10 protein-coding genes and 1 tRNA gene are annotated in these 17,062 nt (G+C 66.9%); 10 read left to right on the top strand and 1 reads right to left on the bottom strand.

Features of this window, described 5'->3' with window-relative positions:
* The first annotated feature begins 2,699 nt into the window (after nucleotides 1–2,699).
* From ACEVQ6_RS00055 to bcsN, 9 genes are all read left to right on the top strand, one after another.
* Nucleotides 2,700–3,143, top strand: coding sequence for a phasin family protein (locus ACEVQ6_RS00055; protein ID WP_374886845.1), 444 nt, complete (start codon nucleotides 2,700–2,702; stop codon nucleotides 3,141–3,143).
* Nucleotides 3,144–3,282: 139 nt separating this feature from the next.
* A tRNA-His gene (locus ACEVQ6_RS00050) sits at nucleotides 3,283–3,359 on the top strand.
* A gap of 174 nt (nucleotides 3,360–3,533) precedes the next feature.
* Nucleotides 3,534–4,193 carry a glycosyltransferase family 29 protein gene (locus ACEVQ6_RS00045; protein ID WP_374886844.1) on the top strand — a complete coding sequence of 220 codons (660 nt, stop codon included), beginning with the start codon at nucleotides 3,534–3,536 and terminating at the stop codon, nucleotides 4,191–4,193.
* A gap of 257 nt (nucleotides 4,194–4,450) precedes the next feature.
* Entirely contained in the window at nucleotides 4,451–5,104 is a 654-nt protein-coding gene (locus ACEVQ6_RS00040; RefSeq protein ID WP_374886843.1) for a glycosyltransferase family 29 protein, read from the top strand.
* A gap of 9 nt (nucleotides 5,105–5,113) precedes the next feature.
* Nucleotides 5,114–6,073, top strand: coding sequence for a hypothetical protein (locus tag ACEVQ6_RS00035; protein ID WP_374886842.1), 960 nt, complete (start codon nucleotides 5,114–5,116; stop codon nucleotides 6,071–6,073).
* Nucleotides 6,074–6,354: 281 nt separating this feature from the next.
* Nucleotides 6,355–8,631 carry a UDP-forming cellulose synthase catalytic subunit gene (bcsA, locus tag ACEVQ6_RS00030; protein WP_374886841.1) on the top strand — a complete coding sequence of 759 codons (2,277 nt, stop codon included), beginning with the start codon at nucleotides 6,355–6,357 and terminating at the stop codon, nucleotides 8,629–8,631.
* Complete coding sequence (locus ACEVQ6_RS00025; protein WP_374886840.1) at nucleotides 8,624–11,017, top strand: cellulose biosynthesis cyclic di-GMP-binding regulatory protein BcsB; 2,394 nt, start codon at nucleotides 8,624–8,626, stop codon at nucleotides 11,015–11,017. Before bcsA ends, ACEVQ6_RS00025 begins: the two co-directional genes overlap by 8 nt.
* Entirely contained in the window at nucleotides 11,014–13,107 is a 2,094-nt protein-coding gene (locus tag ACEVQ6_RS00020; RefSeq protein WP_374886839.1) for a tetratricopeptide repeat protein, read from the top strand. The genes ACEVQ6_RS00025 and ACEVQ6_RS00020 overlap by 4 nt, the downstream gene beginning before the upstream one ends.
* Before the next feature lie 11 nt (nucleotides 13,108–13,118).
* A complete protein-coding gene (gene bcsN / locus ACEVQ6_RS00015; RefSeq protein WP_374886838.1) occupies nucleotides 13,119–14,141 on the top strand; it encodes a cellulose biosynthesis protein BcsN in 1,023 nt (340 codons plus the stop codon).
* A gap of 233 nt (nucleotides 14,142–14,374) precedes the next feature.
* On the opposite strand, the gene ACEVQ6_RS00010 is transcribed toward bcsN, so the two are convergent.
* Nucleotides 14,375–15,256, bottom strand: coding sequence for a LysR family transcriptional regulator (locus ACEVQ6_RS00010; protein ID WP_374886837.1), 882 nt, complete (start codon nucleotides 15,254–15,256; stop codon nucleotides 14,375–14,377).
* Between the two features lie 113 nt (nucleotides 15,257–15,369).
* Between ACEVQ6_RS00010 and ACEVQ6_RS00005 the strand changes: the two genes are divergently transcribed.
* The gene (locus tag ACEVQ6_RS00005) at nucleotides 15,370–16,866 is read left to right on the top strand and encodes a CoA-acylating methylmalonate-semialdehyde dehydrogenase (RefSeq protein WP_374886836.1); all 1,497 of its coding nucleotides are present in this window, start codon (nucleotides 15,370–15,372) and stop codon (nucleotides 16,864–16,866) included.
* Nucleotides 16,867–17,062: the final 196 nt, after the last annotated feature.

Here is a 17,062-nt window from a genome sequence, read left to right as displayed (position 1 = left end):
TTCAGCCGGCGAAGCGGCAGCGTCTTCTGCCTCTTCCGGCGTTGCGGGTTCCGGCATCCCGTAATCGGGTTGAACTGCTGCGATGACGGGCGAGACTGCCTCGGCTTCCGGGATCGCCGGTTCGGCGCCGATTGCCGTGATGACATCGCTTTCCGCCGGCCCGTCCGCATCAGCGGAGGTCGAGGTGTCAGTCAGCAAAGCGGCAGCGTCCTCCCCCTCTTCCGGCGTTGCGGGCTCCGGCATCCCGTAATCGGGTTGAACTGCTGCGATGACGGGCGAGCCTGCCTCCGCCTCCAGGATCGCCGGCTCGTCGTCGGTTGCCGTGATGAGATTGCTGCCGGTCGACTGTTCCGCGTCAGCGGAGGTCGAGGTTTCAGCCGGCGAAGCGGCAGTGTCCTCTGCCTCTTCCGGCGTTGAGGGTTCCGGCATCCCCGCATCGTGCTGCGCCGCTCCTGTGACGGGCGAGACTGCCTCTGCCTCCGGGACCACCGGTTCGGCGCCGGTTGCCGTGATGAGATCGCTTTCCGCTTTCCCGTCCATATCATCGAAAGTCGAGGCGTCAGCCGTCGAAGCGGGCGCTGCGGTTGCCGTTTCCGGTGTTTCGGTTGTGGGTGCCGCGAGACCGTCGTCGGACGGACGGGAAAAGACCGTGCCTGCGGCGTGCCCGTCCTCGACGGCGAACGAGGGCGCGGTCTGCCAGCCTGCCTCGGGCTCGTCCTGCACCGGCGTTCCTGCCCGCACGGTCTCGTCGCCCGCATCCGGCGCCCGAGGGTCCTGCGTCCCCGGTGCCGAGGCAGTGCCTGTGCCATTGTCCGAGCCTGCACCCGAGTCGCGCCACCCGCCATGTTCGTCGCCGCCCGCCGGGCGACTGCTGTCGTCGACGGAAGAGGCGTCCTTCGCCTCGATCTCCTGTGGCGCAGGCTGCTTCGGCAGGGCAGCGTCGGCGGTCACGGCCGACCGCCCGCTCTCCGCCGCTTCAGCGGCCGTGTTAACCGCGATCGAGGATCCCGATTGCGGCGCCGCCTCCGCGACAGCTTCCCGTCGGCCGGTAGCGTCGCCAGCCATGTCGGCGTTGACGCCATGGTCAGGGCCGCCGTCACGCGATTGTTCCGCCTGCGCCGACGATGCGTCGCTTGCATCATGCGCCGTTGAAAGCGACACCCCGTTTGAGGGAGACGCGGTCGCATCGGCAGGGGTGTGACCGGCGACGCCGTCCGCGCTCGGCCTGCCGCTGCCGGTTGCCGCGTCCCGCCCCGCGTCCGCTGCCTTGCCATGCCCCGGTGCAGTCGCGTCCCAGGAGGCGAAGGAAAGCTGCTGCCCGGTCGGGGCCGGCTCCATCCTTTCGTCAGGCAGGTCTGATGGCTGCTGCGGCGTGTCGACGGTCGGCTCCGGAGCCATCGATGGCGGTGCGGCGGCGGTCTCCCGGGCAAAGGCTGGCACATCCGTCGGAGCGCCGGGGAGGCGCGCGGTGATCGTCGGCGCCGTTCCTGGGGACGCTGCTTCGCCTTCGATCGCCACGGCGACATCGGCCGGGGCGGGCGCCAGGTCGGCGCCGCCGGCAAACGACGCGATGGTCTGCGCATCATCCGTCCGTCCCGGCGGCGGCGGGCCGCGGTCGTCGGCTGACCCTCTTTCGATCGAGGCGGGCAGGGAGACGCTCTCCGTCAGGCCGGCGTCTGTTGCAGGGGAGGGGGCCACGCTGTCACCGGCAACGGGCGGCGTTGCCGCAGGGGCGGCCGCGATGCCGGCCGGTGCCGTCTCGGAAAAATCCTCGGCCGAATCCATCGTGCCGAGAATCGTCTCGATCGCGAAGAGGAGATGCAGCGGCGGCGTATCCGACAGCTTGCCGATCGCCGCCGGCAGATAGCCCCGTCCCGTCGCCACCGGCCGCTTCACCAGCCAGTTGCGGTCGCCCGCCGCCGCGCGCACCAGGGCGCGGCGGGTCTGCTCGGTCATCGCCAGCGCCCGAAACCCGTCCGAGGCGACGATCACGCCGCCGTCGCCATCGAGCACGGCCATGTGGGTGTCGGGATCGTCGAAGCCGGCGATCATGCGGGCGGCGGCTTCGGCCGTTGCGCCCTTGCCCGAGCGCGGTGCGGCGGTGACGAGCACGGCGCGTTCGTTGCCGCGCACGCGGATGAGCTCGGCGGCGGCCTGCACGGTCACGCTGCGGAAGCCCGTCGTCATCCGCATCAGCAGGGTCCGGCGGTCGCCCTCGAGACGAAGCTGTTGCATTGTCGCCTGCAACTGGCGAAACATCATCGTTGAGCGATTCGGGCCTGCATCGATGAAATCATAGATCGAGCCGTTGCCGAACAGCGCCGCGCCTTCGCCGTTCGACCAGAGCACGCGCGCCGCATCCGCCGAGAACAGCACGGCGGCATCTCCCTTCGCGAAATGATCGCGAACGCGCGGATGAACGGCGATGTCGATAAACGGATACTGCTTTGCCGACATGGATGACCTGCTCTGCCAGGGGCGCGACCGAATGTGCTTAACAATCTATTAATATCGACAGGTCGGAAAAGGGTCCACTGCGATGGCTCGAGGAAATCCGGCTTTCGCCGCTCAGGGTTAACGGCGATGCCGATGCGGCGACGCACAATTATGTTGCATTGCACAATGAAATGGGCTATGGCACCTGCATCATAGAAGGATGCCTCAGGAGAGGGTCCACCAAGCCCAAGGAGCAGGTTCACATGGCTGCCAGGAAGACCGACGACGTTTTTTCCATCGCCACCTTCGATCCCTCGAAGATCACGGATTCGCTGCGCGAGATGACGGAAAAGGGCGCGGCGCAGTCGAAGGAGGCCTATTCCAAGATGAAGCTGGCCGCCGAAGACGCGGCAAAGACCGTCGAGGCGACGATCGAGAACGCCCAGTCGGGTTCGGTGCAGCTCGGCCTGAAGGCGATCTCGGCGCTGCGCGTCAATGCCGAGACCTCGCTGTCGCACATGGAGGCGCTTCTCGGCGCCAAGTCGCTCTCGGAGGTTTTCGAACTGCAGACGGCTTTCATCCGCAAGCAGGCGGAGCAGGCGGTCGAGCAGGCGAAGACGATCCAGGAGGCGACCAAGTCGTTTGCGGAAAGCCTCGCCAAGCCCGGCAAGGATGCGGCCGAGAAGGCGTTCGCGAGCTTCAAGTAAGCCTCCCTCGCCCCTTCCTGACACAGGCCGGCGCCGCCATCGGCGGCGCGGCATTTTTGCGCAGAAGCCTCAAGTTCGCGCTTGCATTCGCTGCGGAGAGGCCGTATTTGACCCGGACAAGGCGGCCGACGCCGGATGTGCGGTTGTAGCTCAGTTGGTTAGAGCGCAGGTTTGTGGCACCTGAGGTCAGTGGTTCAACTCCACTCAACCGTACCAATTATCTGATTATCCTCATAGAATTTTTCCAGGGACTCGACAGGCGAGTTTGGCGGCGGCAGGCATCGTCGGCGTTCGGGGTTCCCCTTTCCGCTCCAGACCGGGATTGCGCCGGTGGTTTACCCCTCATGCGTTTGGCGATAGGTGTGGGACCGAATTTCGAGGAGAAGCGCCATGCAGCCCGAGAAGATCTTTCCTCCCGACGTGGCGATGGCCGATCTCTTCGGCCCGTTCGACTCGATTGCCGTCGTCGGAAATTCGCCGCGGCTTGTCGAGAAGCGACAGGGTGGCGAGATCGACGCTCATGACGTCGTCGTCCGCATCAACGACGGCAGGACGGCGCCGCACGAGGCGAGCACCGGCTCCCGGACGACCGTGCGTTTCGTCGGGGCGCTCCTGAAGGATCGCTATCGCGGCTTCTTCTCCGGTCTGCGGGAGGAGGCGCGGCTGGTGACGTCGGCGGAGAATGTGCAAAGTCTCGCCGACTTCGGCTGGAGCGGCCGGCTCGAGGTCATCGAACAGCTGGGCTGGACGATCCGCTCCTCCTTCACCCGCCTGGCAAGCGTCATCGAGATCGGCGAGCTTCCGGACAAGAATCCGCGAACGGGCATCATCGTGCTCTCCCTTCTCGTCGACGCGATGCGGGCGGGCAGGAAGGTGTCGGTCTATGGCATGGAGACGGAACCACGCAAGACCGGCGCCGAGCACTTCTACGCCGATGGCCGCGATTTCGGCGCCGTGCTGAAGGGCTACGGGAAATACCATTGCCCCATGACGGTCGAATTCTCGATGCTGAAGCAGTTGCAGGACCGCGCGCTCGTGACGGTCAACTGATATGCCCGCCGGCAATCGCAACCGTCCGGCCTCCGTCGCGTGATGCGTTGCTTCCCTTTCTCTCGGCGGCGCCGTCAGCGGGCGGAGAGCGGCGGGCGAGGTGGCCTCGCGCACCCTTCTCGCTCGAACATTTTTGGACGAAGGCGGCAAAGCCCCACTGTTTTCTTGACAGGCCACTTCCTTGAAACTTAAGTCGGGCCGCGGGCTGGACGCCCGACCGGCACTGGCACGGCGCCTGCCCATGGAGACACTGCAAAATGACGACGACGTTCCCGCCAACCATCGAATTCGAAGATCTGGTGGGAGAGTTCCGTTCGATCGCCATCGTCGGCAATTCGCCGAAACTGCTCGAATCCGACCATGGAAGCCTGATCGACGGCCACGATGTGGTCGTGCGGATCAACGACGGCCGCACGGACAAATACGAGCGCCAGGCCGGATCGAAGACGACGGTGCGCTTCGTCGGCATTCCGATCAAGGATCGCTACCGCGCTTTCTTCGCCGCGCTGAAGGAAGACTCGACGATCGTCACCCGCACGGCAAACGCGCCGATCCTCGCCGAACTCGGCTGGACGGGCGAAACCAAGTATATCGATGACTATGGCTGGATCATGCGGCATGCATTCCGCCGCCTGACCAAGCTCATTCCGTTGGACAATATCCCGCAGAAGAACCCGCGTACCGGCATCCTCATCCTGTCGATGCTCGTGAATGCGATGCTCAGCGGCAAGACGATCTCGCTCTTCGGTTTCGAAATCGCCGAGCGCAAGGGTGGCGCCGAGCATTTCTACAATGACGGCCGCAAGTTCGACGAGACGCTGCACAACTGGAACGACTTCCACTGCCCGATGACCTATGAGTTCGACGCGATCCTGAAGCTGGTCGAGCGGTCGTTGATCAAGGTGAACTGAGGAGAGAGCATGCAGGTTGAGAACAATGTGATCATTGGGAAGGACGGGGAGCTCTTCCTCAGTTCCGACCGCCACTTCACCCTCGATCTGATGCTCGGCAAGAAATCGGTCGACGAAAAGAGCTTCGCGAATTTCTCCGAGAATCTGAAGCGCCGTCAACGCCTGTGCCAGCAGAATAAGGCCCAGCACGTTCATCTGGTCGCGCCGGACAAGCACGTCGTCTATCGCGACCGCTTTCCGATCGAGAATTTCATCTCGATTGGCGACCTCTACCGCAAGAACGTGGAGCAGGACTTCCTTTTCCCCGTCTCGGAACTGCGCGCCTCTAAGCGCCGCACCTATGGCCAGACCGACACGCACTGGAGCGTCTGGGGCCAGATCCGGATCGCCGTCCTCGTCGCGCAGGCCTTCGGCTTCACGCCGGAGGAACTGCGCGCCGGGGAGGATCTCCTCGATGCGTCGGCGCGCGAGGAGACGAGCCGCGTGGTGGGGGACCTCGGCCTCAAACTCAACCCCCAGCGTTCGGAGCCGGCCGTGTCCTTCGCGCCCGGTTGGAAGGTCAGCAAGTTCTCGAACGGCATCCAGCGCGGCAACGACGGACGCATCATCGCGTCCTACAGCACGTCGCCGGTCTCCCGGGGCCGTCTGGTCGTTTTCGGCGATTCCTTCCTCGCCCAGACGCTGGATGCGCTCAGCGTCTTCTTCAAGGAGGTGCTGTTCTGCCGGACACGGTTCTTCCACAGCGAGATCGTCGTCAATGCCCGGCCGGACTTCGTTCTGACCGAGAATGTCGAGCGCTATTTCAGCGCCGTCCAGTCCGATCTTGAAGCGCCGCCGATGCTGTTGATGGCCGAGATGAACGGCAAGGGGCCGCGCTATGCGCCAGGCCATGCCGTCGGGATCGGCGCGATGCTCTCCGGACGCAACCGTTTCTATCGCAACTTCGTCGCCACACTCGACGCGGGCTGAGACGCAGGCGAGACAAGACGCTATGGCGGCCGGATCGCGGCCATAGCCCGAGCATGACCCTGAAGATGCCGCCTCCGCGTCCGGCGGAAACGGAAACACCTGTCGCGCCCGATCCGGGCGGCGGCGGCAAACCTTAATCCCGAAGTAACCACGCTTCCCGTCCGCCCGCGCCAAGCGTCCGGAATTAGGACTCTTTTGACGCTTCCGCTCCTAGGGTCGCCCCATTCAGTCGTGGACAGGTGCGCATGATGCGCACCGGATGGACGATGGGGACGATGCACATGAAGTGCGGTAAATTGCTGGCCGTGCCCGCGGGGATTGCGGGGCTCAGCCTGATCCTTCTGCCGATGAGCCTGCAGGCGCAGCTGATGCTGAGCTTCGCCGTTCTCGGCGTCATGTTCATCGGCATGACCCGGCCGTCGAGCACGACTTTTAGGATGATCACCTTCACCTTCGCGGCGATCATCGCCATCCGCTACGGTTTCTGGCGCACCACCGAGACCCTGCCGAACATCGACGAGCCGCTGAACTTCATCCCCGGCCTGCTGCTCTACCTCGCCGAGATGTACTGCCTCGCCATGCTGTTCATCAGCCTGTTCATGGTGGCCGATCCCGTGCGACGCAAGACGCCGGACCTCGGGCCCCCCTCCGACCTGCCGACGGTCGACGTCTTCGTGCCGAGCTACAACGAGGATGCCGAACTCCTCGCCGTCACGCTCGCCGCCGCCAAGTCGATGGCCTATCCGAAGGAGAAGCTCACCATCTATCTCCTCGACGACGGCGGCACCGAGGCCAAGCGCAACCACAAGAACCCGCATGTCTCCGTCGCCGCCATCCGCCGCCACGAGCAGCTGAAGGCGCTCTGCGAAGCGATGGGCGTCGTCTACCACGCCCGCAGGCAGAACGACCATGCCAAGGCCGGCAACCTCAACGAAGGGTTGAAGATCTCCAAGGGCGAGCTCGTCGTCGTCTTCGACGCCGACCATGCGCCGGTGCGCGACTTCCTGCGCGAGACGGTCGGCTTCTTTGCCAAGGACGAAAAGCTGTTCCTCGTCCAGACGCCGCACTATTTCCTCAATCCCGATCCGCTGGAAAAGAACCTCCAGACGTTTGCCCGCATGCCGTCCGAGAACGAGATGTTCTACTCGATCCTGCAGCGCGGGCTCGACAAGTGGAACGCGTCCTTCTTCTGCGGCTCGGCCGCGGTGCTGCGCCGCTCGGCGCTCGCGACCACCGACGGCTTCTCCGGCCAGTCGATCACCGAGGACTGCGAGACCGCGCTGTCGCTGCATTGCCAGGGCTGGCACTCGATCTATGTCGACAAGCCGCTGATCGCCGGCCTGCAGCCGGAAACCTTCGTCTCCTTCATCGGCCAGCGCGCCCGCTGGTGCCAGGGCATGCTGCAGATCCTCATCCTCAACCGGCCCTTCCTCGCCAAGGGCCTGAGCTTCCCGCAGCGCCTCTGCTATGCCGGCATCAACATGTTCTGGCTTTTCCCGCTGTCGCGACTCGCCTTCATGTTCTCGCCGCTGCTCTACATCTTCTTCTCGCTGGAGATCTACGAGGCCAACATCCTCGAATTCGCCTCCTACGCGGTCACCTACCTGATCTCCTCCTTCGCCATGCAGAGCTATCTCTACGGCAAGGTGCGCTGGCCGTGGATCTCCGAGCTCTACGAATATGTCCAGGCCGTCTTTCTCTTCGGCTCGATCGTCAGCGTCGTGCGCAATCCGAGGAAGCCGACCTTCAACGTGACGGCGAAGGGCGCGACGCTTGCCGAAAGCAAGCTGTCGCCGCTGGCGAAACCCTATTTCGCCATCTTCGCGCTGTTGCTCGCCGCCGCCGTCTGGTCGCTCTACCGCATCCTGACGGAACCGGTCGCGACCGAGCTGCTGCTGATCGTCGCGGCCTGGAACATTATCAATCTCGGCCTTGCCGGCGCGGCGCTGGGCGCCATCGCGGAACGGCGCGAACTGCGCCGCAACCAGCGCCTTCCGGTCAAGCGCCATGCCCTGTTCAAGACCGGTGACCGCATCTCGACCGTGATCATCCAGGATGCCTCGAGCGGCGGCGTGTCGATCGAGTTCGTCGACAAGGAGCCGGACCTCGATCTCGTCACCCCGACCCTTGCCCAGGTCGAGGTGCGCCGCGGCGGCCATACCGTCCAGTTCAACGTCGTCTACCGCTCGCGGCGCATGATCGACGGCAAGGCGATCTGCGGCTTCGCCTATGCCGAGCGCACGCCGGAGACCTTCATGGCGATCGCCGAACTGATGTATTCGGACCAGTCGGTGCTGCAGGAACGGCTCGTCCGCCGGCAGGTCCGCCGCAATTTCTTCTGGGGCACCAGCCGGTTCGCCGCCTGGAGCTTCACCGAGACGCTGCGCGCCATCCGCTATGGCGTCGGCCTGATGCGCGAGAGCGTCGTCCACTCCTTCGAGGATGCGCCGATCGTGCTGAAGGGCAATGTCGTGGCCGGGCCCCAGCAGGCCCGCCCCGCCGATGCGCCGGCGCCGACGGGTGCCGCTCCGATCGCAGGAGCGCAGATCTATGGCTAAAATCCTTTCCGCCACCACCGCGCTCGCCCTTCTGGCGCTGGCCGCCACCGCCCCGTCGAGCCACGCCGAGAACCTGCTTCTCGACGCGCCCGAGGCCGCGGCACCGGTCGCCGCCGGCGACAGCGAGACGATCCTGTCGACCCGCGTCGTCACCCCGGCGGCGAAGGCCCCGCAGGCGGCCGATCGCCGGCTCGTGCCCTTCGAGCAGTCGCGGCCGGCCTTCCGCCTGGAAGGCGAGGACGACAGCGGCCGCCTGACCTTCAACCTCACCGCGGCCCAGGCCGAGGCCGGCGGCACGCTTGAATTCTCCTATAGAAACGCTGTCTCGGTCCTGCCGGACACGGCGGTCGCCTCCGTCGAGGTCAATGGCCGCGCGGCGGGCACGTTCCGCATCGCCTCTCCGAACGGCTTCACCACGCAGGCCCTGCCGGTCGCGGCCGAGTTGCTGAAACCGGGCCGCAACAGCGTCAGCATCCGCGCCCGCCAGTTCCACCGCGTCGACTGCTCGCTGGAAGCGACCTATGAATTGTGGACCGAGTTCGACCCGGCCGCGAGCGGTTTCCATCCGGTCAAGCCCTCGGGCTTCGCGACCCTTGCCGATCTCCTCACCGTAGCGCGCACCGACAAGGGCCGCACCGACATCCGTGTGATCCTGCCGCAGAACGCGCCGGCCGAGATGCTGAACGACCTCGCGCCCGTGGTCCAGACCCTGGCGCTCTTCCTCAACCGCGACGACGTCTCCGTCACCACGGCGGCGATGCCGGGCGAGGGGCCGGGGATCGATCTCTATGTCGCGGCCGGTCAGGCGCAGGCAGCCTTCGCCGCTTCCGCCGGCGCCGGCGAGATGCCGGTCGGCCTTGCCGTCCGCGCCTCCGCGGACGAGCCGGACCGCGCGGTCGTCACGCTGCGCGCCCAGACGCGGGGCGAGGTCGCCAAGCAGTTGCTCGCCGCGATCCGTGGCCCGATGAAGGAAGGACTCGACACCGGTATCTTCGCCACCGGCGCCGGGGCGATCTTCGCCGAGGCGGGCGGCCGCTACACGCTCGCCGATGCCGGCTTCGAGACCAATCTCTTCACCGGCCGCCTGTCGCGCAGCCGCGTCGATCTGGTCATGCCGGCGGATTTCTACCCCGCCGACTACGCCACGATCGGCCTGAGGCTGCATGCGGCGACCTCGCCGGGGCTGAAGACCACGTCTCAGCTTCTCGTGCGCGTCAATGGCGCGGCGGTCAGCAGCTATCCGTTCCGCAACCGCGAGGGCCAGCAGTTCGACGGCAAGCTGATCGAGCTGCCGCTGCGTGCCTTCCGGCCGGGGACGAACCGCATCGAGATCCTCGCCGAACTGCCGGTCGCCGCCGATGCCGCCTGTTCGCCGGCGGCGCGCAACGACGACAAACCGCGTTTCATCCTGCTGAAGGAGACCTCGATCGAGGTGCCGAAACTGGCCAAGATCGGCCGCCTGCCGGATCTCGGCGCGTTTTCCGGCAACGGCTATCCCTATGCCGACGGCAAGCCGTTCGATCTCTTCATCGGCCGGTCGGATCCGCAATCGACGGCGGCCGCCTTCACTCTGCTGAGCCGGCTGGCGCTGTCGGCCCGCAAGCCGCTCTCCGCCGACATCAAGCTCGGCAAGCCGGACGGCGGCGACGGGCGCGACGCGCTGGTTCTGTCCGCCGACAATTCCTTCGCCGAGATCGGCACGGCGCCGAAATCCGTCTTCCCCGACGGGGCCGCGCCCGGCTTCGACGATTTCTCCGCCGCGCCGCCGGTGCGCGAGCCCTCGGCGCAGGACCTGATGACCACGTCGGCGATCGACGACGGCATTCCGTTTGCCGCCGGCGGAGAGGATTCCAACGCGCTCCTCGACGCCTTCCACAAGTCGACGGAACAGTCGGCCGACGAGCTTTCCCTCGTCTCGCGCCTGCGCGGCGTGCTCTCGACCGCCACCAGCCGCTTCGGCCGCTGGCTGAACTATGACGACGGCAGCGCCCGCGTCGGGGCGTTGAAGCCCGGCGAATCGCTGATGACGCTCGCCCAGATCCCGTCCCCGAACGCGGATGCGACCTGGACGGTCATCCGCGCGCAGTCCCCCCGCGATCTCGCGCTCGGCGTCGACCGGCTGGTCGATCCCGTCGTCTGGAAGGGGCTTGCCGGCGGATCGGCGGAGATCGCCAGCGCCGATCTCGCCGTCGCCGTGCAGCCGGCCACGACCCGCTTCATCTCCGGCCTTAGCGACCAGAGCCCGGGCAATATTCGGCGCGTCGCCGCTGCCTGGTTCTCCGACAACTTCCAGTTCTATGTCGGCCTCGTCGTCGGCCTGATGGCGATCTTCGCGATCTGGCTCGGCCGCATGGTGCCGCGCAAGGGAGTGAAATCCGAGCCATGACCCTGTTCTCCCGCTCCTTCGCGCTGGCGCTCGCCGCGTCCGTCGCCCTGCTGCCCTCCCTCGGCGCCGCGCAGGATTCCGCCCGGCTCCTGACCCAGGCCGCCGGCTCCTTCGAGGCGGTCGACGAGGCGATCTCCGCCGCGACCGCGCCGGAGGCCGCCGCTCAGCCGGCCGGGGCCGCCCCGGACGCTGCGGGCGCCGCGCCGCCGGCCGTAACAGTGCCGGATGCGGTCGAGCTCGCGGCGCTCTACTACTACGCCGAACAGAAGCAGGAGGACCGCGTCGAACGCGAGGCGGAACGGCTGCGGCTGAAATATCCGGGCTTCGTCCTGCCCGACGATCTCTTCGTCCCCGCCGCCCGGCGCGGTGCCGACGAATCGCTGCTCTGGTCGCTCTACGAGAAGAGCGACTTCACCGGCATCGATGCCGAAATCGTCCGCCGCAGGTCTGAGGCGCCGGACTGGGCGCCGACGGCCGATTTCACCGCCAAGCTCACCCGCAAGAAGCAGCAGGTGCTGATGAAGGAGGCGGCCGACGACGGCAACTGGACCGCCGTCATCCAGGCCGCCGCCGGGATCGACCCGAAGACGGAGACCGATGCCGGGCTGCTCTACCACATGATCGACGCCTATGCCGCGACCGGGCAGCGCAAGGAACTCGCCGATGTCTATCGCGGCATCCTCCTGCGCGAGGGCGACGGCCGCATGCCGCCCCCGGTGCTCGTCACCGTGCTGCAGAAGGCGGTGCGCGATTTCAGCGCCGCGGAGGTGCAGGCGGTCATCGACCGGATCGCCGTGACGCCGGAGATGAAGGCGAGCCTCGCGCCGGTCGCGACCGATCTCCTGCGCAAGTCCGTCGCCGATTTCAACGCCGATACGACGAAGACCGAGGCCCTGCCGGCCGCCGACATCGCCCGGCTGGAGCAGGAGGCGACCGCGCGTTCGGATGTCGCCGACCTGTCGCTTCTCGGCTGGTACACGCTGAAGATCAAGCAGCCGGCGGCCTCCGCCGTCTGGTTCCGCAAGGCGCTCGCCGTCAAGGAGGATGCGGCCAATGCCAAGGGCCTCTATCTGAGCCTCGCGGCGCAGGATCTGGAGGAGGAGGCCTACCAGGTCGCGGCCGACCATCTCGACGACCTCTCCGGCGATCCCGAATTCCTGATGAACGCGCTGTCGCTGCGCTTTGCCCGGCCCAACCCGGCGACGATCGACGAGAAGATCGTCGCCTCCTATTCGACGACGATCCTGCAGACGCTCAATGCCGACCACGCCGAGATCCTCGCCTGGTACGCCTACAATTCGAAGCAGTTCGAGGCGGCGGAGGCCTGGTTCGGCAAGGCGATCGAGTGGAAGCCGGCGGCGGCCCGCGTCAAGGGGCTGGCGCTCAGCCTGCTGCGCCTGTCGCAGAAGGACGCGTTCGCCGCGCTGAAGACCGAATATGCCGAGGCCTATCCGGAGATCTGGAAGGAGATCCAGGTCGCCAAGCCCCCGAAGGGCAACAAGCGGGCAAGCTCGGTCGACAAGCCGAGGGGCGCGGTCGAGGCGAATTATTACCGCAATTTCAAGGCGAAGCGCTACGGCGCCTGCGTCAGCGACATCCGCGACCTCGACCAGCGCGGCCAGCTTGGCGCGGACGCTCAGCAGATCGGCGGCTGGTGCTATCTGGGCTTGAGCCGCCTCGACGAGGCGCGCGCCGCCTTCTCCGCCGCGCTCGACGCCGGCGGCAAGAGCGCCGGCGACGCGGCTTACGGCCTGGCGCTCACCTATCTGCGCGGCCGGCTGACGGACGAGGCCGAGCGGATCGCCGACGGCTATCGCCTGACCGGCGCCCGCGACCGCGAGGTGCGCGCCGAGATCTATGTCCAGCGCGCCCGCTCGGCCTTCGACCGCAAGCAGTACAAGAAGGCGCTCGACGCGCTCAACACGCGCGCAAGCATCGTCGCGGAGCCGGCCGACCTGACGCAGCTTCGCGCCTGGTCCTACTACCATCTCGGCGACCTCGCCACCGCCAACGAGATCTTCCGCCGCCTGAACGACCACCTGTCCGATGCCGGCGTCCGCCGTGGCCTTGCCGCCACGAGTCGCCTCTGAAGGGGAACCGCATGGCCGATTCCATCCGCCCGATCCTCGTCCTCGCGCTGCCGCTCGCCCTTGGGGCCTGCAGCTCCGTCGTCGACGACCCCTATCTGAAGACCGTGTCGATCACGCCGGACGCGCCGGCGCTCGCCACCGCCGTGCCCGCGTCCCAGGCGCTCGCCTCGCTGCCGCTCCTCGACGGCCGGGTGTCCGAGGTGCGCCAGACGCTTGGCTCCGGCCATGTCGAGCAGGTGATCGTGCTGCCGAACGACACGGATCTCGCCGGCGAGAATGCCGTTTATGTCGTCGCCGGCCGCGCCGATGCCGGCAACCGCATCCTTCGGGCGCCGACCGAACGGGAGCTTCGCGCCGAGATGGCCGAGCGCCTGCCGGGGTTGCGCATGAGCCTCAGCACCGTGATCGCCGACAACCCGCAAGGCGGCTTCGGCTATGCCACCGGCCCCGCCGGCCGTTCGGGAAGCTGCGTCTATGCCTGGCAGCTCGTGCGCGGCAAAGGCGGGATCGGCGCCGGCTATCCGGCGCAGGTCCGGCTGCGCTTCTGCCATCCGACCATCGGCGAGGACCGGATCGCCGGCTTGATGACGAGCCTGACGCTCCGCCCCGTCACCGACGCCACGCTGCGCGCGCTGCGGGCGGGACCGGCGACGGCGGCATTCTCCGCGCCGACTGCGACGTTCGGCGGCGGCCCGTCGCTGACGGCAGAGGACGAGCGGGCTCTCTCCGGCGGTCCCGTTGCGCTGAAGCGGGCCGATCTCGCCGTCGCCGAGCCGGTCGTCCGCCGCAAGCGCAAGCCGATCGCGCCGGCCGCGGCCGAGCCGGAGCCGGCCGAAACGGTCGAGGCCGCCAGCCCGGCGGTCGCGGCGGCGGAGGGCGAGCCGGCCATCCGCCATGCGGTGAAGATCCCGATGCCGGGAGAGGCGACGCCGGCGACGGGTGCCGAAGAGGCCGCCGCCACGCCGAAAGCCGTCGCCGCGACGAAGGGCAACCTCGCGCCGAAGGGCACCTTCGTGCCGCTGCCGGCGGAGTAGGCGGCAGCCTGGAGGAGGGAAGGCCGCGCGCTCCGGCGGTAGCGGACGCATGCGCCATGTCTCGCAAGCGCGGGGTACGGTCCTGCGAGGAGAGATGCCGAAAAAAAACGACGGCCTGAAGCGTCGAAGCGCATCTGGAGGGGAGGGGCGCGCTTTTCGGCATGTCAGGTCATCCGTCGTCCAGCGAAAATGCCTGAGGACGTCGCCCGCGAGCCGTGCGCGGCAGGGCGGGATCAGGCGAAGATCGCCCGCTCCTGCGCCACGAGTTCCTCCAGGAAGTCGATGACCGTGCGCACGCGCACCAGCTCGCGCGCGCTTTCGTGCCATGTCGTCCAGTAGGAGCGGCGGATGGCCTTTTCCGGCAGAAGCCGCACCAGTTCGGGATGTTGCCGGGCGATATAGTCGTGCAGGATGCCGATGCCGGCGCCGGAGCGCACCGCCTCCGTCTGTCCCGTGGCGCTGGAGATCTCAAAGGCGGCGTCCCAGTTGCGCATTACTTCCGCGGTGAAGTTGAGCGAGGCGGTGAAGATCAGGTCCTCGACATAGCCGATGCGGCGATGCGCCCTCAGGTCGTCGACGGTGGCCGGTGTGCCGTGGGCGTCGAGATAGGCGCGCGAGGCGTAGAGGCCGAGCGTATAGTCGGTGAGCTTCGAGGAGACGAGCCGGCCCTGCTCCGGTCGTTCGAGCGTGATGGCGATGTCGGCCTCGCGCTGCGACAGCGAGAAGGAGCGCGGCACCGGCACGAGCTGGATGCGCAGCGCGGGAAAGCGCGCCGTCAGCCGGCCGAGGCGCGGGGCGAGGAAGGATACGCCGAAGCCGTCCGGCGCGCCGATCCTGACCGTTCCTGCCACCGCCGTGTCGACCCGCCCGGCGAGCCCCTGCGCCGAGAGCATCTCCGTCTCCATCCGCTCGGCGGCGGCAAGGAAGATCTCGCCCTCCGCCGTCAGCTCGCAGCCATTGGTGCGGCGGACGAGCAGCCGCGTGCCGAGCGCCTCCTCCAGCGCCGAAACCCTCCGGCTTAGCGTCGCATGGTTGAGGCCGAGCGCGCGCGACGCGCCGAGGATCTGGCCGGAGCGCGCGACGGCGAGGAAGAGGCGCAGGTCGTCCCAGTTCATGGCAAGCCTCCTGTTGCTGCGATTTTTGCACAACGGTTGCTGAAAATCGTGCGTTGATTTGTAAAAACTGTAGTGCGATCATCCCGCCACGATCAAGCCAAAGGGAGGCGCAGATGTACGAAATCGGCCATTTCATCGACGGGAAGAAGGTTGCGGGCACCAGCGGGCGCACCGCCGACGTCTACAACCCCGCCACCGGCGAGGTGCAGGCGACCGTTGCGCTCGCCAGCGACACGGAACTTTCGGCGGCCGTCGCCAGCGCGAAGAAGGCACAGCCGAAATGGGCGGCGACCAATCCGCAGCGCCGCGCCCGCGTCTTCATGAAGTTCGTCCAGCTTCTCAACGACAACATGGACGAGCTCGCCGCGATGCTGTCGCGCGAGCACGGCAAGACGATCGAGGATTCGAAGGGCGACATCGTCCGCGGCCTCGAGGTCTGCGAGTTCGTCATCGGCATCCCGCATCTGGCGAAGAGCGAGTTCACCGAGGGCGCCGGCCCGAACATCGATATGTATTCGATCCGCCAGGCCGTCGGCGTCGGCGCCGGCATCACGCCGTTCAACTTCCCGGCGATGATCCCGATGTGGATGTTCGCGCCGGCGATCGCCTGCGGCAATGCCTTCATCCTGAAGCCGTCTGAGCGCGATCCCTCCGTGCCGATCCGGCTCGCCGAACTGATGATCGAGGCGGGCCTTCCCGCCGGCATCCTCAACGTCGTCAACGGCGACAAGGGCGCGGTCGACGCGATCCTGACCCATCCGGACATCGCCGCCGTCTCCTTCGTCGGCTCGACGCCGATCGCCCGCTACGTCTACGGCACGGCGGCGATGAACGGCAAGCGGGCGCAGTGCTTCGGCGGCGCGAAGAACCACATGATCATTATGCCCGACGCCGATCTCGACCAGGCCGCCAACGCGCTGATGGGCGCCGGCTATGGCTCGGCCGGCGAGCGCTGCATGGCGATCTCGGTCGCGGTCCCGGTCGGCGAGGAGACCGCCAACCGCCTGATCGAAAAGCTGACGCCGATGGTCGAAAGCCTGCGCATCGGCCCCTATACCGACGAGAAGGCCGATATGGGCCCGGTCGTCACCAAGGAGGCGAAGGCGAAGATCAAGGGCCTGATCGACAAGGGCGTCGAGGAGGGTGCCAAGCTCGTCGTCGATGGCCGCGATTTCAAGCTGCAGGGCTATGTGGACGGCTATTTCGTCGGCGGCTGCCTCTTCGACCACGTCACGCCGGAGATGGACATCTACAAGACCGAGATTTTCGGTCCCGTCCTCTCGGTCGTGCGGGCGAAGACCTACGAGGAAGCCCTCGACCTGCCGATGAAGCACGAGTACGGCAACGGCGTCGCGATCTACACCCGCGACGGCGACGCGGCCCGCGACTTCGCCTCCCGCATCAACATCGGCATGGTCGGCGTCAATGTGCCGATCCCGGTTCCGCTCGCCTACCACTCCTTTGGCGGCTGGAAGTCCTCCTCCTTCGGCGACCTCAACCAGCACGGCACCGACTCGATCAAGTTCTGGACCCGGACGAAGACGGTGACGAGCCGCTGGCCGTCGGGCATCAAGGACGGCGCCGAATTCGTCATGCCGACGATGAAGTAGGCGCGTTCGTCCTCACGTCTCGAGCATTTCCGCTGATCACGGGATCACCTTAAATGCTCTCAGTCGTTCTTTTTGTCGTATTTCCAGCCGAAGCGATCACGCTTCGGCTGGACATGCTCTAGAGCGTCTTCGATGAACGCGGAGTCGGATTGATGATTCACGCGGTCGGGCTTGTCTGATTCACTGGTCCTGGTGA

It is taken from the genome of Ensifer soli (assembly GCF_041928815.1).
GTDB lineage: Bacteria > Pseudomonadota > Alphaproteobacteria > Rhizobiales > Rhizobiaceae > JBHFEI01.
This window is presented reverse-complemented; position numbering and strand designations above follow the sequence as displayed.

Coding starts and splice junctions, on each gene's coding strand:
- ACEVQ6_RS00055 (WP_374886845.1), top strand. CDS start 2,700: ATGGCTGCCAGGAAGACCGACGACGTTTTTTCCATCGCCACCTTCGAT.
- bcsN (WP_374886838.1), top strand. CDS start 13,119: ATGGCCGATTCCATCCGCCCGATCCTCGTCCTCGCGCTGCCGCTCGCC.
- ACEVQ6_RS00020 (WP_374886839.1), top strand. CDS start 11,014: ATGACCCTGTTCTCCCGCTCCTTCGCGCTGGCGCTCGCCGCGTCCGTC.
- bcsA (WP_374886841.1), top strand. CDS start 6,355: ATGAAGTGCGGTAAATTGCTGGCCGTGCCCGCGGGGATTGCGGGGCTC.
- ACEVQ6_RS00025 (WP_374886840.1), top strand. CDS start 8,624: ATGGCTAAAATCCTTTCCGCCACCACCGCGCTCGCCCTTCTGGCGCTG.
- ACEVQ6_RS00035 (WP_374886842.1), top strand. CDS start 5,114: ATGCAGGTTGAGAACAATGTGATCATTGGGAAGGACGGGGAGCTCTTC.
- ACEVQ6_RS00045 (WP_374886844.1), top strand. CDS start 3,534: ATGCAGCCCGAGAAGATCTTTCCTCCCGACGTGGCGATGGCCGATCTC.
- ACEVQ6_RS00010 (WP_374886837.1), bottom strand. CDS start 15,256: ATGAACTGGGACGACCTGCGCCTCTTCCTCGCCGTCGCGCGCTCCGGC.
- ACEVQ6_RS00040 (WP_374886843.1), top strand. CDS start 4,451: ATGACGACGACGTTCCCGCCAACCATCGAATTCGAAGATCTGGTGGGA.
- ACEVQ6_RS00005 (WP_374886836.1), top strand. CDS start 15,370: ATGTACGAAATCGGCCATTTCATCGACGGGAAGAAGGTTGCGGGCACC.